This is a genomic window from Tolypothrix campylonemoides VB511288_2 (assembly GCF_045999855.1).
Lineage (GTDB): Bacteria > Cyanobacteriota > Cyanobacteriia > Cyanobacteriales > Nostocaceae > Scytonema > Scytonema bouteillei_A.
Genome location: NZ_JBFPMW010000011.1, coordinates 276,750 through 292,379 on the forward strand (window position 1 = coordinate 276,750; position 15,630 = coordinate 292,379).

17 protein-coding genes are annotated in these 15,630 nt (G+C 44.2%); 14 read left to right on the forward strand and 3 right to left on the reverse strand.

Translation table 11 applies throughout. The features are described 5' to 3' along the window. Positions 1-61: 61 nt before the first annotated feature. Together AB0756_RS28540 and hetR are read left to right on the forward strand one after the other, a co-directional pair. Positions 62-259 carry a hypothetical protein gene (locus AB0756_RS28540; RefSeq protein WP_038079181.1) on the forward strand — a complete coding sequence of 66 codons (198 nt, stop codon included), beginning with the start codon at positions 62-64 and terminating at the stop codon, positions 257-259. A gap of 638 nt (positions 260-897) precedes the next feature. Beyond that, positions 898-1,797 carry a heterocyst differentiation master regulator HetR gene (gene hetR, locus AB0756_RS28545; RefSeq protein ID WP_038079185.1) on the forward strand — a complete coding sequence of 300 codons (900 nt, stop codon included), beginning with the start codon at positions 898-900 and terminating at the stop codon, positions 1,795-1,797. Positions 1,798-1,923: 126 nt separating this feature from the next. On the opposite strand, the gene AB0756_RS28550 is transcribed toward hetR, so the two are convergent. Continuing rightward, positions 1,924-2,586 (reverse strand): hypothetical protein, encoded by a 663-nt coding sequence (locus AB0756_RS28550; RefSeq protein ID WP_063779530.1) that lies wholly within the window; start codon positions 2,584-2,586, stop codon positions 1,924-1,926. A 255-nt stretch (positions 2,587-2,841) separates the two neighbouring features. Here AB0756_RS28550 and rpsD point away from each other — a divergent pair, with 255 nt between their 5' ends. Further along, positions 2,842-3,450: a 30S ribosomal protein S4 gene (rpsD, locus tag AB0756_RS28555; RefSeq protein ID WP_038079190.1), complete on the forward strand. Its 609-nt coding sequence runs from the start codon at positions 2,842-2,844 to the stop codon at positions 3,448-3,450. Between the two features lie 71 nt (positions 3,451-3,521). Here rpsD and moaA read toward each other — a convergent pair whose 3' ends face one another. Then, a complete protein-coding gene (moaA, locus tag AB0756_RS28560) occupies positions 3,522-4,511 on the reverse strand; it encodes a GTP 3',8-cyclase MoaA (protein WP_038079192.1) in 990 nt (329 codons plus the stop codon). 586 nt (positions 4,512-5,097) lie between these two features. Between moaA and AB0756_RS28565 the strand changes: the two genes are divergently transcribed. From AB0756_RS28565 to folE, 8 genes are all read left to right on the forward strand, one after another. Beyond that, positions 5,098-6,111 (forward strand): hypothetical protein, encoded by a 1,014-nt coding sequence (locus AB0756_RS28565; protein WP_408019878.1) that lies wholly within the window; start codon positions 5,098-5,100, stop codon positions 6,109-6,111. A 206-nt stretch (positions 6,112-6,317) separates the two neighbouring features. After that, positions 6,318-6,569 (forward strand): hypothetical protein, encoded by a 252-nt coding sequence (locus AB0756_RS28570; RefSeq protein WP_038079196.1) that lies wholly within the window; start codon positions 6,318-6,320, stop codon positions 6,567-6,569. Next, positions 6,559-6,786: a hypothetical protein gene (locus tag AB0756_RS28575; RefSeq protein WP_050046150.1), complete on the forward strand. Its 228-nt coding sequence runs from the start codon at positions 6,559-6,561 to the stop codon at positions 6,784-6,786. Before AB0756_RS28570 ends, AB0756_RS28575 begins: the two co-directional genes overlap by 11 nt. 470 nt (positions 6,787-7,256) lie before the next feature. Further along, the gene (locus AB0756_RS28580) at positions 7,257-7,952 is read left to right on the forward strand and encodes an aldehyde oxygenase (deformylating) (protein WP_038079221.1); all 696 of its coding nucleotides are present in this window, start codon (positions 7,257-7,259) and stop codon (positions 7,950-7,952) included. Between the two features lie 167 nt (positions 7,953-8,119). After that, entirely contained in the window at positions 8,120-9,139 is a 1,020-nt protein-coding gene (locus tag AB0756_RS28585; RefSeq protein WP_038079198.1) for a long-chain acyl-[acyl-carrier-protein] reductase, read from the forward strand. A 79-nt stretch (positions 9,140-9,218) separates the two neighbouring features. After that, on the forward strand, positions 9,219-10,199 hold the full coding sequence (locus AB0756_RS28590; RefSeq protein ID WP_038079199.1) for an acetyl-CoA carboxylase carboxyltransferase subunit alpha: 981 nt from the start codon (positions 9,219-9,221) through the stop codon (positions 10,197-10,199). Between the two features lie 387 nt (positions 10,200-10,586). Beyond that, the gene (locus tag AB0756_RS28595; protein ID WP_038079200.1) at positions 10,587-11,312 is read left to right on the forward strand and encodes an SDR family oxidoreductase; all 726 of its coding nucleotides are present in this window, start codon (positions 10,587-10,589) and stop codon (positions 11,310-11,312) included. 41 nt (positions 11,313-11,353) lie between these two features. After that, a complete protein-coding gene (gene folE / locus AB0756_RS28600) occupies positions 11,354-12,061 on the forward strand; it encodes a GTP cyclohydrolase I FolE (protein WP_038079201.1) in 708 nt (235 codons plus the stop codon). A gap of 62 nt (positions 12,062-12,123) precedes the next feature. Here folE and AB0756_RS28605 read toward each other — a convergent pair whose 3' ends face one another. Further along, entirely contained in the window at positions 12,124-12,759 is a 636-nt protein-coding gene (locus AB0756_RS28605) for a phosphoribosylanthranilate isomerase (RefSeq protein WP_038079202.1), read from the reverse strand. A 270-nt stretch (positions 12,760-13,029) separates the two neighbouring features. Between AB0756_RS28605 and psaK (AB0756_RS28610) the strand changes: the two genes are divergently transcribed. The 3 genes from psaK (AB0756_RS28610) to AB0756_RS28620 all read left to right on the forward strand — a co-directional run bounded on the left by psaK (AB0756_RS28610) (position 13,030) and on the right by AB0756_RS28620 (position 15,472). Next, positions 13,030-13,284, forward strand: a complete 255-nt coding sequence (gene psaK, locus AB0756_RS28610) for a photosystem I reaction center subunit PsaK (RefSeq protein ID WP_038079203.1) — start codon at positions 13,030-13,032, stop codon at positions 13,282-13,284. 414 nt (positions 13,285-13,698) lie between these two features. Beyond that, entirely contained in the window at positions 13,699-13,977 is a 279-nt protein-coding gene (gene psaK, locus AB0756_RS28615) for a photosystem I reaction center subunit PsaK (RefSeq protein WP_050046151.1), read from the forward strand. Between the two features lie 301 nt (positions 13,978-14,278). Then, positions 14,279-15,472 (forward strand): site-2 protease family protein, encoded by a 1,194-nt coding sequence (locus tag AB0756_RS28620; protein WP_038079205.1) that lies wholly within the window; start codon positions 14,279-14,281, stop codon positions 15,470-15,472. Positions 15,473-15,630 lie beyond the last annotated feature (158 nt).

Genomic DNA, 15,630 nt, shown 5'->3' on the forward strand with positions numbered 1-15,630 from the left:
GACAAGTAGCTATTGGTAAAATTATCAAAAATTGTAGATCTTAAGGAAGGAACTTTGAACTTTGAAATATAGCCTTGATTGGAGTTCTGCGCTCTTTTTGAAAGAAAGTTTCCCGCATTGCCAAGACATCAACGGAAGTTTTGAGCAAGAAGGTGGTTTCGGGAGCGTCGCGCCGTCTGTAAATCTGCCAGTTTTTCCAAAACGAACAGCTTTACTGCTTGCGCTTCCCAATACAGGAACATCTGATGATGGCAGCTAAAAATATGTAGAGAAAATCCTTAACAATTCCTTAATGCGAAAGGGCAGTGGCTCACTCTGAATCACCTCAAGTAACCCCAGCACTACCCGATCTTCGCGATTTCCCGTCATAATTTTCCTTCAGAAAAAGTAATACCCATTAGCCCGACAACTAGTTTTGGCCGATGCAACTAACCGCGCTCAAGGGAGGAAACTTCCTTGAAATCTTAGCTTTTGTGCTGAATTAGTGTGAAAAGGCTTTTATGCAGGGGACAGACGGCTGCGATCGCTAACAAGCTACAGCTTTACCGATTTTTCACTCTTGAGAGTGATTTCTGTCCGGTTGTAAGGGAATACACCAAACCAATTGGTACAAGTTTCCTGATGAACACTGCAATCTGTGGAAATGTAGGTAGTGGCTCCTCGTATAAGCTGATGCTTGCAATACTGTGGAGTGAGATGATAGGAATCAGAGCCCTTGCTCTGGTTGAATACTTGGAAGTACGGAATAAAATCCCAAACCAAGACTACCAACAATACACACACTTAACGCATAATAGATGAACTGAGGTAACGCCAACGCCTTCAGTCGGGTGTATGCTACTAGTACTTTTTTTGTTGACCGAAAACTCGTAAACGTGCTGTTCAACTGTTTGTAATATGAGTAACGACGTAGATCTGATCAAACGTCTTGGCCCCAGTGCAATGGATCAGATCATGCTATATCTAGCCTTTAGTGCCATGAGGACAAGCGGGCACAGGCATGGGGCATTTTTAGACGCAGCCGCTACGGCAGCTAAGTGTGCGATTTACATGACCTATCTCGAGCAGGGACAAAATCTGCGAATGACAGGGCATTTACACCACTTAGAGCCCAAGCGAGTAAAAATCATTGTAGAGGAAGTCAGACAAGCTCTGACTGAGGGTAAACTCCTAAAGATGCTGGGTTCTCAGGAACCGCGCTATCTAATTCAGTTACCCTACGTGTGGATGGAAAAGTACCCCTGGCGTCCCGGCAGATCTCGCATTCCAGGAACTAGCTTGACATCAGAAGAGAAGAAGCAAATCGAGCAAAAACTGCCGTCCAACCTTCCTGATGCTCAGTTAATCACCTCATTCGAGTTTCTGGAATTAATCGAATTTCTGCACAAGCGATCGCAGGAAGATTTGCCAGAAGAGCATCGCATGGAATTGAGCGAAGCGCTAGCAGAGCATATTAAACGCCGTTTGCTCTATTCCGGTACCGTCACGCGGATTGATTCTCCATGGGGAATGCCCTTCTATGCGCTCACCCGCCCATTTTACGCTCCCGCAGACGAGCAAGAGCGCACTTACATCATGGTGGAAGATACAGCTCGATTCTTCCGAATGATGAGAGATTGGGCAGAGCGACGACCTAATACAATGCGGGTTTTGGAAGAACTGGATATTCCTCCAGAGAAATACAATCAAGCAATGGACGAGTTGGATGAAGTTATTCGCGCATGGGCTGACAAATATCACCAAGACGGTGGTGTTCCCATGATTTTACAGATGGTGTTTGGAAAAAAAGAGGACTAATCAGTTATCTGCGAACAGTAAGGCACTCCAGTCTTGGCGTTTTTCCCAAGAAAGAATTGCCAAACCGAATGGTAAGACAGTTATCAGTCGGCAGTGAAAACTGAATAACTGATAACTGATAATATCTTACTGACCCGGAGTTAAAGGACCGGGAGCCGTTGCAGGTGGAACGGTGGGCGGCTGAGATGGAGTTGGGGTAGCCTCAGGCGGAAGTGGAGTAGACTCATAATTCGGACTGAATTCCGCAGGTTGTGAGGTTGATGGGATAAACGTGGGTAAATAGCCAGTTGTGCGATCGCTGGCATCAATACAACGGTCATAAGCTTGAGCCGCAGAAAAATCAATTTCTGCACGCAAACCTGTGACACACTGTGCAAAACGCACTGGTAACAAACTGCGACCGCAGTAACTTAAAACTGTTGGATCGACTACCTCACGAGAGTATTGACTGATACCGACTACACAGTTAGCTAAATCTTCAGGACGCCTTGCCTGCCTGCATGTTGGCAGTGCAGTGGCTGCTTCTATTTGCGTTCTTTGCTGAATTTTATACACGCAATTCCCCAAATCTCTGGGACTTAGCGCTTCTGCACAGGCTTGTGATACTGTTTCTGCCGCTATACCAGCGCTCAGGAGTCGCGCTGCACAACCCCGAAAATCTCGCGCATTGGTTAGGGTAGAGTTAGAACCCAAGGATAAAGCCATACCTTGTGATGTCATTGCCAGCCATCCAACTATGGCTAGCGTTGGTACTGATATTCTTATTGCTTGTTTTTTTCTTCTTTGCATTTCCGTTCTCCAAACACCCATCGCTATGCTATCTCAAGAATTATGAATTATGAATTATGAATTATGAAAAACGGGATTGGGGATTGAAGGTTGGGCATCTCACTCGTGTTGGCTCTGAAATCTTAAGAAAATATTATCATTCATTCCTTTAGAAAATCTTAAGATTTTTTTCTGTTTATTCTTTAGCATTTATCCTTTTTGAGGCTATAATCATATCTTTGGGTAATATTAAGCAGGATTGAAACAAGGATACTCATGTCCCGATATAGAGGACCTCGTCTTAGAGTTGTTCGCCGTTTGGGCGATTTGCCAGGATTAACTCGTAAAAATGCCAGACGTGCTTATCCACCGGGACAGCACGGTCAAAACCGCAAAAAGCGTTCTGAGTATGCTGTGCGGTTAGAAGAAAAGCAAAAGCTACGCATGAACTATGGTTTGACGGAAAAGCAATTGCTGCGTTACGTGCGTAAAGCAAGACGCGTTACCGGCTCTACCGGACAAGTGTTGCTGCAATTGCTCGAGATGCGGTTGGATAACACCGTTTTCCGTTTGGGAATGGCTCCAACCATTCCCGCAGCGCGTCAGTTGGTTAGCCACGGTCACGTTACAATCAACGGTCGTGTGGTTAATATTGCCAGTTACCAGTGTCGTCCGGGAGAAGTGATTGCGGTCAGAGACAGGGACAGATCTCGTGAGTTGGTGACTACTAACTTACAATACCCTGGTTTAGCAAACCTTCCCAGCCATTTGGAATTTGACAAAAATAAGTTGGTTGGTAAAGTCAACGGTCTTATTGAGCGTGAATGGGTGGCGCTGCAAGTTAACGAACTCCTTGTGGTGGAATACTACTCACGTCAAGCCTAAAGAATTATGAATTATGAATGCTGAATGATGAAGGTGTAATTCATAATTCATAATTCATAATTCATAATTTTTTATCCCCCTATTTGCGACATAGTACGGGTGTAGTTGCCAGTGTCAGTGCCAGAATAACGCTGTTTGAAGTTAATTTCTGGCTTGAAAGCGAGCAAGTGTCTGACTCGATCTTGCAACTCGTCTGTACTGACTCCTTCGCGAAGCGCCGTTTTTAAGTCAAGTTGACCGACTTCATTTAACAAGCAAGGACGCAACCAGCCATCGGCAGAAAGGCGCATTCGATTGCAGCGATCGCAAAAGCATTCTGACATCTGACTGATAAATCCTAGGGTCCCTTTTGCACCAGGAATTTTAAAGACATCAGCAGGTCCATTACCACGAATTTGAGAATTTATCAAGCCCCATCGTTCGCGGATGCGTTGCCGTATCTCTTCAGAAGGTATCCAGCCGCGATCCCGAAATAATTCTGAATTCCCAACAGGCATAAATTCAATGAAGCGGATATGCCAGTGCTTGTCAATACTCAGTGCGGCAAGATCTAAAAGTTCGCCATCGTTAACCCCAGGGATCGCAACAACATTTAATTTTAGGGGATCGAAGCCCACACGATAAGCCGCTTGAATGCCATCCCAAACCTGCTGCCATTTCCCCCGTCCGCGATTCCCGATGATAGAGTCAAATGTAGTTGGGTCGAGGGAATCCAAGCTGATATTAATTCGCCGCAACCCAGCATTGTAGAGACTTTGTGCCATTGGAGCGAGCAAAAAGCCATTTGTAGTCATCGAAATGTCTTGGGTTTGGGGGAGGGAGGCGATCGCACCAACCAATTCCACAACACCGGGACGGAGTAATGGTTCCCCTCCAGTTAAGCGAAACCGACTAAATCCTACAGGGATAAAGACTTCTTCGATCAGCGTCAGTAGTTCCTCATCTGTCAGCAACTGCTGTTTGAGGATATAGTCAAGTTCTGACCCCTCTGGCATGCAGTACTGGCAGCGAAAATTGCATCTGTCTATTAAACTAATCCGGAGGTAGTCTACCTGGTTCATCTTTTTATTGGGTTTATCGAGTAAATACAGAAATTTCTATTTTTGTCAAGCTATAAATACTGACTTGTGTATAAATTTATTGCGTTTCTTTTAGGCTAGCGCGTGTTGAAAATATTTGCGAATTCCGATTTCAACCTCGATTTGGTGGCTCAGATATCGGTACGGGCGAATGGAATTCGCAGCTATACAGGCGAAACCCGCCTGCGCGGGTTCTTCATCTCGCTTTGGTGGCTCAGTCTTGATATCGGTACGGGCGAATGGAATTCGCAGCTATACAGGCGAAACCCGCCTGCGCGGGTTCCTCATCTCGCTTTGGTGGCTCAGTAGAGAGAAGAGAGAATTTTACAAATAAGTCCGTGTAGGCGGTGAGTCCAGCGCTGCAGGCGGGTTTCCCGCCGTAGGCGACTGGCGAACCCGAAGGGACTTTGTATGTATAGCCGCGATTACGAACATCGCCTGGGGTTAGTATGAAATACTCGGTATAAAAAATAATGTGTGAATACAGTAGACAACCTGCCTCTGCAGAATGTGTATAATAAACCGCGCATAGAGTAATGACTTATGTATCGTGCAATATAACGAATCCATGAATGACTTGGCTGCGCTTCTGCAGCAGCCAGCTGATTTTGACTTTCAACTGCCAAATCCAGACGATGAGGATATTCCAGAAATGGAATTTCTTCAGCAGGTGGAAGTGGCTTGGCAAGTGTGTAACCGTTTTGACCTGCAGACAGACATTTGGCGGGGGCGAATTTTACGGGCTGTTCGCGATCGGGAGAAGAAAGACGGGGAAGGAAGGGGTTCGGGTTTTTTAAAATGGTTAAAAGAACGAGATATTAGCAAAAGCCAAGCTTATGCTTTAATCCAACTTGCTAATAGTGCTGATACCCTTCTAGAAGAAGGGAAACTAGACCCAGGGGCTATCAATAACTTTAGCAAACGGGCATTTGTAGAAACTGCCAAAGCCGCCCCAGAAGTTCAGCAGATGGTAACGGAAGCAGCACAAAATGGCGACAAAATCACAAGACGGGAGGTTCGTCAGCTGACTGATGAATGGACAGCCATGTCTTCTGATTTGCTACCGGAACCAGTGAAGACCAAAGCAGCAGAAAATGCCCTTCCACCTCGTTATATAGCGCCTCTGGTTAAGGAAATGGAGAAACTACCAGAGTCTCACCAAACTGCCATACAGAGGGAAATAGCCCAAAATCCCGATTTAGACACTATCAAGCAAGCTACGACAGAAGCCCGTAACCTGGCAAAATATTTAAAAGCTGCGGCTCAAGTCCAAGCACTCACTTCTGAGGAAATTGACATTGAAACAGCACTTATAGAAGCTCAACGAGTTGGTTGTTTGAGTGTTGCTGCGGATTTAGTAAATCAAGCTTCTCAGCTAGAACAAACGATCGGTAAGTTATACATGAGTTGGAAGCGAATTAGTAACTTAGCCGATCGGCTTTATGTAGATACAGGTGCTAGTACGCCTCACTTGCGATCGCTCCTTGAATGTTTGGAACCTCTTGGTAGTGAAGTGATGGAATTAAACCTTGGCGGACCGGGCGAACGGACTATCCGTTTGCAAATTCAAGAAACAAATTAGGAATCGGTGCAGAATGGAAGAGGGAAGACGAGGAGATTGCTGTTAAAAGAAATGACGTAGAGACGCGATTAATCGCGTCTCTACGGGTTTCAGGTAACGCATAATTAATTTTCGGAGATGTTTAATGGTTTGTCCTGACGAACTTACGGACTTTCTTGCTCTTTATAAGGAAAATGTCTGACAACCCAAAATTTGGAGATTAAAGAATGATTAACCTTTCTACAGAAACAAAACTCCCCAAAAAACAAGAAAAACTAAGAGCGATCGCCTACAGTATGGATTTGTTGCTACCAGGATTTTATTTTTGGTGTCCATACTTCAGCATAAGAATTGGTGGTGCAATACCTGATGATAACCCATACAAATACCCTGGTAAAATTCATGATTCTACAGGCATTGCACTAGTGCTACCTGGATATCGAATATTTACGACGTATCAAGGTAGCTATGACGCTTGATAAGCACGGGATACAAGGATTATCAGCGTTCACTACTAAAATATTACCATCTGGTGAATTTGAAAAAAGGATGATTAATGCTGGATATTACGAAGTAGGAAGCGTACCCGCCCAAGCTAGCAGGGTAAAAGTATGGTGGTCACACGACACTTATCCACAGGTTGAATCTATCTACAGTTCTGATAGAAGTATTGTTATTACTGCCTATCACGTGTAAACTCAGCTACATTAGAAACAGGAATATTTAAGTTTTTTTACCAGACATATGGCACAGTCAGCCAGTGCTGATGTCACAATTTAAAAGGCTGCCATATCACGCCACTGCGTTAGAATTGACCAATGCCAGTAAAAATATACCTCGTCGCCTAGTTTCTTAGTGATTTGCCAAGAACATATTTCTGTTTGCCAAAAACTGAAGCCCAGAACCAGAAGGCGCAAAGGACGTGAGAAAAACCACTTTCCCTCTGAATTCCTGACTTCTCCTATGGACGAGCTTGAGATAATGCTGCCAGCAAAGGTTAATCTATTAACATATAGACTTGTTAAGTTAAATTAAACCACAGTTACCAAAAAGCGATCGCTATCGGTCATGAATTTTCAGGCAATGCCAACTGAAAATTATCCACTTACCGATCCTTTGGCAAAACTTGGTATCAAATGATTCACAGCACAGGAGTGAACAGTACCATGCAGCAGCTTGCAGCGCAATCGGAAATTGATTTTCACAGCGAAGTGTACAAGGACGCATATAGTCGGATTAATGCGATCGTAATTGAAGGGGAACAGGAAGCCCACGAAAATTACTTGGCACTTGCTGAACTGCTGCCAGATTGTAAGGATGAACTTACGCGCCTATCCAAAATGGAAAGCCGTCACAAGAAAGGTTTTGAATCTTGCGGACGCAATCTTCAGGTAACACCCGATTTGCAATTTGCTAAGGAGTTTTTTGCAGGATTGCATTCTAATTTTCAAACAGCAGCAGCTGAGGGTAAAGTCGTAACTTGCTTGCTCATTCAGTCTTTGATTATTGAATGTTTTGCGATCGCAGCTTACAACATTTACATTCCAGTTGCGGATGATTTTGCCCGCAAAATCACGGAAGGCGTTGTTAAAGATGAATACAGCCATCTTAACTTTGGAGAAGTTTGGTTAAAAGAACATTTTGAACAATCAAAAGCAGAATTAGAAGAAGCCAATCGCCAAAACCTACCTATTGTTTGGAAAATGCTCAACCAAGTAGAGAATGATGCTCGTGTCTTAGCAATGGAAAAGGAAGCTTTGGTAGAAGACTTCATGATCCAGTACGGAGAAGCACTTAGTAATATTGGTTTTACAACCCGCGATATTATGCGTCTCTCAGCTTACGGGCTTACTGGAGCATAGAGCTTGGGGCAATGGTAACAGGTAATGGGCAATTGTATATTGAATAACCTTAGACTATACCCAATTGCCCAATCCTCAAGTCCCAATTTTGTCAATGCTCCATGCGCCATACCCCAGTCCTTACTCCTCTACTCCCCATACGAAGGATACGCTTAATAAAATAGTTCATGTTTGGTCTAATCGGACACCTTACCAGTTTGGAACACGCGCAAGCGGTAGCTAGAAACTTAGGCTACCCTGAATACGCCGAGCAAGATTTAGATTTTTGGTGCAGTGCTCCGCCCCAAATTGTTGATAACATCACTGTGACTAGTGTTACCGGTCAAAAAATTGAAGGGCGGTATGTAGAATCCTGTTTTTTGCCGGAGATGCTCGCGTCGCGGCGGATCAAGGCAGCGACACGCAAAATCCTCAATGCTATGGCTCACGCGCAAAAGCACGGCATAAACATCACGGCTTTAGGCGGGTTTTCCTCAATTATTTTTGAAAACTTTAACTTAGAGCAATTTGGACAAGTCCGCAATATTAAATTGGAGTTTGAACGTTTCACTACGGGCAATACTCACACAGCTTACATTATTTGCCGACAGGTAGAACAAGCATCGCAACGCTTGGGAATTGAACTGTCAAAGGCGACTGTTGCTGTTTGTGGGGCGACAGGAGATATTGGCAGTGCTGTCTGCCGGTGGTTAAATAAAAAAACAGATGTCCGAGAACTTCTGCTAATTGCTCGCGATCGCGAAAGATTGCAACACTTGCAAGAAGAACTCGGTCGTGGAAAAATCATGTCGCTCGAAGAAGCATTACCCCAAGCTGATATTGTCGTTTGGGTTGCCAGTATGCCTAAAGGCGTGGAAATTGACTCCACTGTTCTGAAGTCACCTTGTCTGCTCGTTGATGGCGGTTATCCAAAAAATCTAGCAAGTAAGATTCAGCATCCTGATGTGTATGTCCTGAATGGGGGCATTGTCGAGCACTCTCTTGATATTGATTGGAAAATCATGCAAATTGTCAATATGGAGGTGCCCGCACGTCAATTGTTTGCTTGTTTTGCTGAATCCATGTTGTTGGAATTTGAGAAGTTATACACTAACTTCTCTTGGGGTCGAAATCGGATTACCGTAGAGAAAATGGAGCAGATCGGTCAGGTGTCGGTGAAACACGGCTTTAGACCATTGCTTGTTTAGTTAATTGTTAGTGGTTAGTTGCTAAAAATTCCTACTAACCACTAACTACTAACCACTAACCACTAACCAATATCTGAAAATGGCAACTACTGAGCGTAAACAGCTACTGTTAGATTTTGAAAAGCCGTTAGCCGAACTTGCTACTAGAATTGACCAAATTCGGCAACTAGCGGAAGAAAATGGCGTCGATGTGACCAGTCAAATTCGTCAACTAGAAGCACGCGCCATGCAATTGCGAGAAGAAATATTCAGTAGTCTGTCGCCGTCGCAGCGGCTGCAAGTCGCTCGTCACCCACGCCGCCCCAGTACTCTTGATTATATCCAGTCCATTAGTGATGAATGGATGGAGTTGCATGGCGATCGCTGTGGTTCTGATGACCCTGCTTTAGTCGGCGGTGTGGGTCGTTTGGGTGGAAAACCTGTGGTTCTGTTGGGTCATCAGAAAGGTCGCGATACTAAGGACAATGTTGCCCGGAATTTTGGTATGGCATCTCCAGGCGGTTATCGCAAAGCACTGCGGTTAATGGAACACGCCAATAAGTTTGGTATGCCGATTTTAACTTTTATCGACACACCAGGGGCTTGGGCAGGAATTGAAGCCGAACATCAAGGTCAAGGAGAAGCGATCGCTTATAATTTACGGGAGATGTTTTGCTTTGATGTGCCCATTGTTTGCACTGTCATTGGTGAAGGCGGTTCTGGTGGTGCGCTCGGTATTGGTGTAGGCGATCGCCTCTTAATGTTTGAACATTCCGTTTATACTGTTGCTACCCCTGAAGCTTGCGCTGCCATTTTATGGAAAGATGCCAGTAAAGCACCTCAAGCAGCGGTTGCCTTAAAAATTATTTCTCACGACCTCAAGAACTTGGGAATTATCGACCAGATATTGCCCGAACCCGTTGGTGGCGCTCATTCGGACCCTTTACAAGCTGCCCATACACTCAAGCAAGCTTTGTTAGACAACTTGGAGGATCTCAACCGCTTTACCCCCCAAGAACGACGCCAATTGCGTTACGAAAAGTTCCGCAAAATGGGTGTTTTCACGGAAGTTGCTCACTGACAGGGCTGAGATTATTTACTAACTTAGCAGCAATGCTATAATTGCCTGTGGTACTTAAAGATTTTTAACAATCTTTTAAGCCACAGGCATTTACATTTTTAGTCTATAGTCGAGAGTCAACGGCAACAGCAAACCAACTTTTGGCGTTAGGCTTTTGACCGTGGGCTAGTCGTTAATTATCGGGGTGAGATAGCGTTTTCTATGCGAAAGTTTGCTGTCGTTACTCAGAAAACGCGTAACACAGACAGGATTGAGATATATGGAGTCTAGCAGCTACCATAAAAAATTCAGCAGATTTTTAGCTTTGTTTAATTTATTTGAGCCAAAAATTTTTCACAATCCAGATGGCAATGTGGTTTAAGAACCTCAACAAAGTGGGGAGACAGAATGAGTGTTGAGCAGAAACGACGTGCTTTAATTACTGGGGCAAGTAGTGGCATTGGCAGAGAAACTGCTTTAGCGTTTGCACGAGCAGGTATGGATCTAGCCCTAGTGAGCCGTTCTATGGAGAAGTTAGCAACGGTTTGTCAAGCTGCAAAGCACGCAGGAGTAGAAGCAAAAGCATATCCATTGGATTTGTCTTGTGTCTCTCTAGTGCAAGAAAAAATGCAGGAAATAGCTAGCGATTTTGGAGAGATCGATATTTTGGTAAATTGCGCTGGTATAGGTTACACTGGCTCTCTGAGTGAAACTTCTCTATCCGACTGGAATCTGGTTTTAGATTTAAATTTAACCAGCATATTTCAGTGTATCATGGGAATTTTGCCGGGAATGCGAGCCCGTGGTACAGGCACAATTATCAACGTTTCTTCCATAGCTGGCAAGCAAGCATTTGCCAATTGGGGTGCTTACAGTGTCAGCAAAGCAGGTTTGATAGCCCTTTCCCAAACTCTGGCACAAGAAGAACGCGCCCGTGGTATTCGAGTGACTGTTATCCATCCCGGTGCAGTCAACACGGAGCTATGGGATACAGAAACCGTCAATGCTAACTTTGACCGCTCAAAAATGTTAACCCCAGAAATTGTGGCTCAATCAATTCTTCATACTGCCTTGCTACCACAGCAAGCAGTCATTGACGAATTAATTCTTATGCCGAGTGCTGGTGTTTTGTAATTTGTCCTTAACTTTCAAACCTTTACACAGACTGTGACATCATGACTATTGCTAGTTCCAACGGTGCCAATCGCTCCCAATCTCCTCTTATTCCTGATTTAACGGAATCCATTACTCCAAGACCAGATCGCAACACTCACGACGGGCGAGAACCCATTTTGCATCCCCAAACAGAGGAGCAGATGGAGCAGATGATGGAAGCCGTGCGAACTTTACTGGTGGGTGTTGGGGAAGATCCAGAACGTGAGGGATTGCTGAAAACACCCAAGCGAGTTGCAGAAGCAATGCGGTTTCTGACCAGCGGTTACAACCAATCTTTAGAAGACCTCGTAAACGGCGCTATCTTTGACGAAGGTCACAATGAAATGGTACTTGTACGCGATATCAATTTATTTAGTCTCTGCGAACATCACATGCTGCCGTTTATGGGAAGAGCGCACGTTGCTTACATTCCCAACCAGAAAGTTGTGGGACTGAGTAAACTCGCCCGTATTGTTGAGATGTATTCCCGCCGTCTCCAGGTTCAAGAAAGGCTCACTCGCCAAATTGCCGAAGCAGTTCACCAGATTTTAGAACCCCAAGGCGTGGCTGTTGTGATTGAAGCTTCTCATATGTGCATGGTTATGCGGGGGGTACAAAAACCAGGCTCTTGGACTGTCACAAGTGCATTGCTAGGTGTGTTCCAAGAAGAACAGAAAACTCGTGAAGAGTATTTCAATCTGATTCGCCATCAAGCATCGTTTTTTTAGTTAGTGGTTAATGGATAGCAGTTAGTGGTTAGTTGTGAGAAATTACCATCAACCACTAACTACTAACTACTCACTACTTTCAATTTCTCAAATAACTTCGCCACTTTATCTAAATCTTTATCTCCAGGGGCGCGTTCTACTCCACTCGAGAGATCGATGCCATTGGGGTGAACTTGATTGAGAGCGTCAAGAATGTTGTCTGGAGTTAATCCCCCTGCTAAAAACCAAGGACAGCCAGGACTAAATTGCTCCAACATAGCCCAGTCTAAAGTTATACCCGTACCACCTAGTTGTTGTGGATGGTACGCGTCTAATAGTACAGTATCTACGTAATTTGTATAAGAACTTACTTTTTCCAGGTCTTCAGTACCGCGAATTCTTAGAGCTTTTAAAATCTCTACATCGGGCAAATATTCGCGTAACTGTAAAACAAATTCTGGAGATTCATCTCCATGCAGTTGAGCGCCAGTTAACCCAGAATCAAGGACTGTTTGCTTAATTTCTTCCAGGGAAGCATTAGCAAAAACCCCGATTTTATCTACGTTTTCCGGCAATTGTTCTACAACAGCCCGAATTTGCTCTACATTGACATAGCGCGGTGAAGATGGGACACACATGAATCCTAAAGCGGTAGCACCCAAAGAGGCAATTGTTTTGCCTTGTTCTGGTTGAGTAATTCCGCAAATCTTAATTCGCATATAATTTTTTTCTCCAAATCAACCAATACGATAACAGGTTGGGGTTAAGGAATTCCGCAAATCTTAATTCACATGGAAATTTTTAGGGTATGTATTAATGAATACGATAAGCAAATTGTATAAAAAAATTTCAGTTTTCCCTTTATTGATTTTATAATTCTTGTGGTTTACACAAACAGCGATCGGCATCCAACCATGAGCGATAAACTACGGTCGATCGCTTATGGGTGTTGACCGCTCGGCTTATTCATTGTCTGAAGGAGAAAGCTCTTGACTCTATTAACTTTACTAGCAGCCGCCGCAACAGTTCCCGCAACACCGGCAATCAATACGACTGTGGCAGCAATCATCAGCGTCAGCTGTTTAGTATCCGTTTTACTAGCAACGAGGATTGAAAAGCCTCAAGTTGGTTTTAAGTTGCCTGTACTGCCCCTCAGTATTCCAGCTTTCATCGGTGCTATGTGTTTTGGCCATATTATCGGGGTTGGAATCGTATTGGGTTTGACCAACATTGGTGCTATTTAACAATGACCTTGCAGGTTCGCTAGTTGCTTAGTAGTCTGTCGCAAAAGTTTTGATAGGCTGTCAAAACTTCGCACACCTCGTTCCCAGGCTCCGCCTGGGATGCCTTACAGGAGGCTCCGCCTCCAGTGGAGCACTCTGCAGAGCCTCGCAGTTTTCATTCTCAGCCAGAGACACCGGAACCAGAGAGAAACGAAGTCGGGGATTTTGTTCAGTTAAAGAGTTGTAGCAATTTTGCTCTAACTAAAGGGAGAGATTAATTCCTCTCCTCCGATGGAAGATTGATTACCGTCGTCAGAAGGAGCATAAGCAAAGGTTGTAGAGACGCATTTATACGGCGTACTCGGGTTTTGTTGCAGAGCAAAGTTGTATTGCGCCTCTACGCCAGGAACTTTACATTTTGCCGGAGGACGAGTCGTGATTTCATCTTTGTTATTAGCTGTTCAATCTACAACTCCCAACACTGGTGTTGGTTTAAACTTTAGTGGCACGGTAATTATTGTTATCAGCAGTCTGTTAGCTCTGTTTATTATTCCCAGAGTGGTCCGCTTTCCCCATGTAGGTCCCAAAATGCCTCTGCCCTTCCCTTCTTTGTTTAACAATCCTAGTGTTGGTACATTCCTCGCAGCCATGAGTACAGGTCACTTGATTGGTGTTGGTGCAGTTTTGGGCTTAACCAATCTAGGTCGTATTTAGATTTTTACAATTTTAATAATCCCGAAAAGGTGGGTAGGTCTTTTTACTTGCAGATTGGCGTGCAAAGTAAAAAGACCTACCACCTTTTGTTTTTAATTCTTAAAATGGCTCAGTCTTATTTGAGATTTGTTCTCTAGCAGTAATTGTTTATTCTAGAAGTAGAGCATCACAAAAGTGCAATTGCCAATTTTTCCAATCTCAGTCGGGAATGATTGGTGCGACACAACTATATAAGTAAAAAAAAACACAAGTAATATATGTTTTTGGTTAGTTGTAAACGTGTAGATTTTGGGAAAATATAATGCAAACAAATTGGAAAATTGGGTCTTTATTTGGAATTCCACTGTTTTTAGACCCTCTATGGTTTGTCATATTAGGGCTGGCAACCCTTAACTTTGGGGTCGCTTACCAAAGATGGGGTCCCGTGCTGGCTTGGAGTGCTGGAATTGTCATGGCACTACTGTTATTTGGTTCGGTTCTGCTACATGAATTGGGTCACAGTTTGGTAGCGCGATCGCAAGGTATAAAAGTCAATTCCATCACCTTGTTTTTATTTGGTGGAATTGCTGCTATCGAAGAAGAATCCAAAACTCCAGGAAAAGCATTTCAAGTGGCAATTGCCGGTCCGGCTGTAAGTGTTGGCTTGTTTTTTCTTTTAAGATTGTTGGTAACTGTTTTACCAGAAAATAGCCCCGCGAGTGTGATGATAGGGGATTTATCAAGAATCAATCTAGTTTTGGCACTTTTCAACCTGATTCCGGGTTTGCCTTTAGATGGGGGACAAGTGTTGAAAGCCGCACTGTGGAAAGCAACAGGCAATCGCTTTCAAGCTGTGAAGTTAGCAGCAAGAGCAGGGCAAATTTTAGGCTATGGTGCGATCGCTCTTGGCTTGGCTGTTGATTACTTTACCGGAGAGTTAGTCACTGGGTTGTGGATAGCTCTACTTGGTTGGTTTGGCATCCGCAATGCCAGCAGTTACGATCGCGTCACTGTTTTACAAGAAACCTTACTGAGTTTGGTGGCTTCCAATGCCATGACAAGGGACTTTCGCGTTGTAGACGCCAACCAAACTTTACGTTCCTTTGCCGATGCCTACTTGTTAGATGGCAATCCTTTAGAAGTTTATTATGCTGAATTGGATGGACGTTACCGTGGGATGGTTAACCTAGAGGATTTGCGTTTGATAGAAAGAAGTCAATGGGAAACTCTAACGGTGCAAAGCATTGTACATCCTCTGACAGAAATTCCCACCGTCACCGAGTTAACTTCTGTTGTTGATGTTATTAACAAGCTAGAAAATGAACAGTTACAGCGCATTACCGTACTTTCTCCTGCAGGTGCTGTTTCTGGTGTCATCGATCGAGGAGATCTTGTCCGGGCTTTAGCTCAAAAGTTAAATTTGCGGGTAACGGAAGCCGAAATTAAGCGCATCAAAGAGGAAGGGAGTTTTCCTCCCGGTTTTCAATTGGGTACTATCGCCAAATCTACACAATGAGCTTTTGGGCTTGGTTAGTTGTTGGTAGTTAGCAGGGGTGGTAGCAGTGTCCACCCCTACACCACAGGAAGTTTTAAAGATTTTTTGATTTAACAATACCTCATCCTTAAAGAGCCCCCCATCTCCCCCAACCCCAGCTAGGTTGGTGTAAAGATCTC

Excerpts from the sequence above, each read along its gene's own strand:
- hetR (WP_038079185.1), top strand. The coding sequence starts at position 898 with ATGAGTAACGACGTAGATCTGATCAAACGTCTTGGCCCCAGTGCAATG.
- AB0756_RS28550 (WP_063779530.1), bottom strand. The coding sequence starts at position 2,586 with ATGCAAAGAAGAAAAAAACAAGCAATAAGAATATCAGTACCAACGCTA.
- rpsD (WP_038079190.1), top strand. The coding sequence starts at position 2,842 with ATGTCCCGATATAGAGGACCTCGTCTTAGAGTTGTTCGCCGTTTGGGC.
- moaA (WP_038079192.1), bottom strand. The coding sequence starts at position 4,511 with ATGAACCAGGTAGACTACCTCCGGATTAGTTTAATAGACAGATGCAAT.
- AB0756_RS28565 (WP_408019878.1), top strand. The coding sequence starts at position 5,098 with ATGAATGACTTGGCTGCGCTTCTGCAGCAGCCAGCTGATTTTGACTTT.
- AB0756_RS28570 (WP_038079196.1), top strand. The coding sequence starts at position 6,318 with ATGATTAACCTTTCTACAGAAACAAAACTCCCCAAAAAACAAGAAAAA.
- AB0756_RS28575 (WP_050046150.1), top strand. The coding sequence starts at position 6,559 with ATGACGCTTGATAAGCACGGGATACAAGGATTATCAGCGTTCACTACT.
- AB0756_RS28580 (WP_038079221.1), top strand. The coding sequence starts at position 7,257 with ATGCAGCAGCTTGCAGCGCAATCGGAAATTGATTTTCACAGCGAAGTG.
- AB0756_RS28585 (WP_038079198.1), top strand. The coding sequence starts at position 8,120 with ATGTTTGGTCTAATCGGACACCTTACCAGTTTGGAACACGCGCAAGCG.
- AB0756_RS28590 (WP_038079199.1), top strand. The coding sequence starts at position 9,219 with ATGGCAACTACTGAGCGTAAACAGCTACTGTTAGATTTTGAAAAGCCG.
- AB0756_RS28595 (WP_038079200.1), top strand. The coding sequence starts at position 10,587 with ATGAGTGTTGAGCAGAAACGACGTGCTTTAATTACTGGGGCAAGTAGT.
- folE (WP_038079201.1), top strand. The coding sequence starts at position 11,354 with ATGACTATTGCTAGTTCCAACGGTGCCAATCGCTCCCAATCTCCTCTT.
- AB0756_RS28605 (WP_038079202.1), bottom strand. The coding sequence starts at position 12,759 with ATGCGAATTAAGATTTGCGGAATTACTCAACCAGAACAAGGCAAAACA.
- AB0756_RS28620 (WP_038079205.1), top strand. The coding sequence starts at position 14,279 with ATGCAAACAAATTGGAAAATTGGGTCTTTATTTGGAATTCCACTGTTT.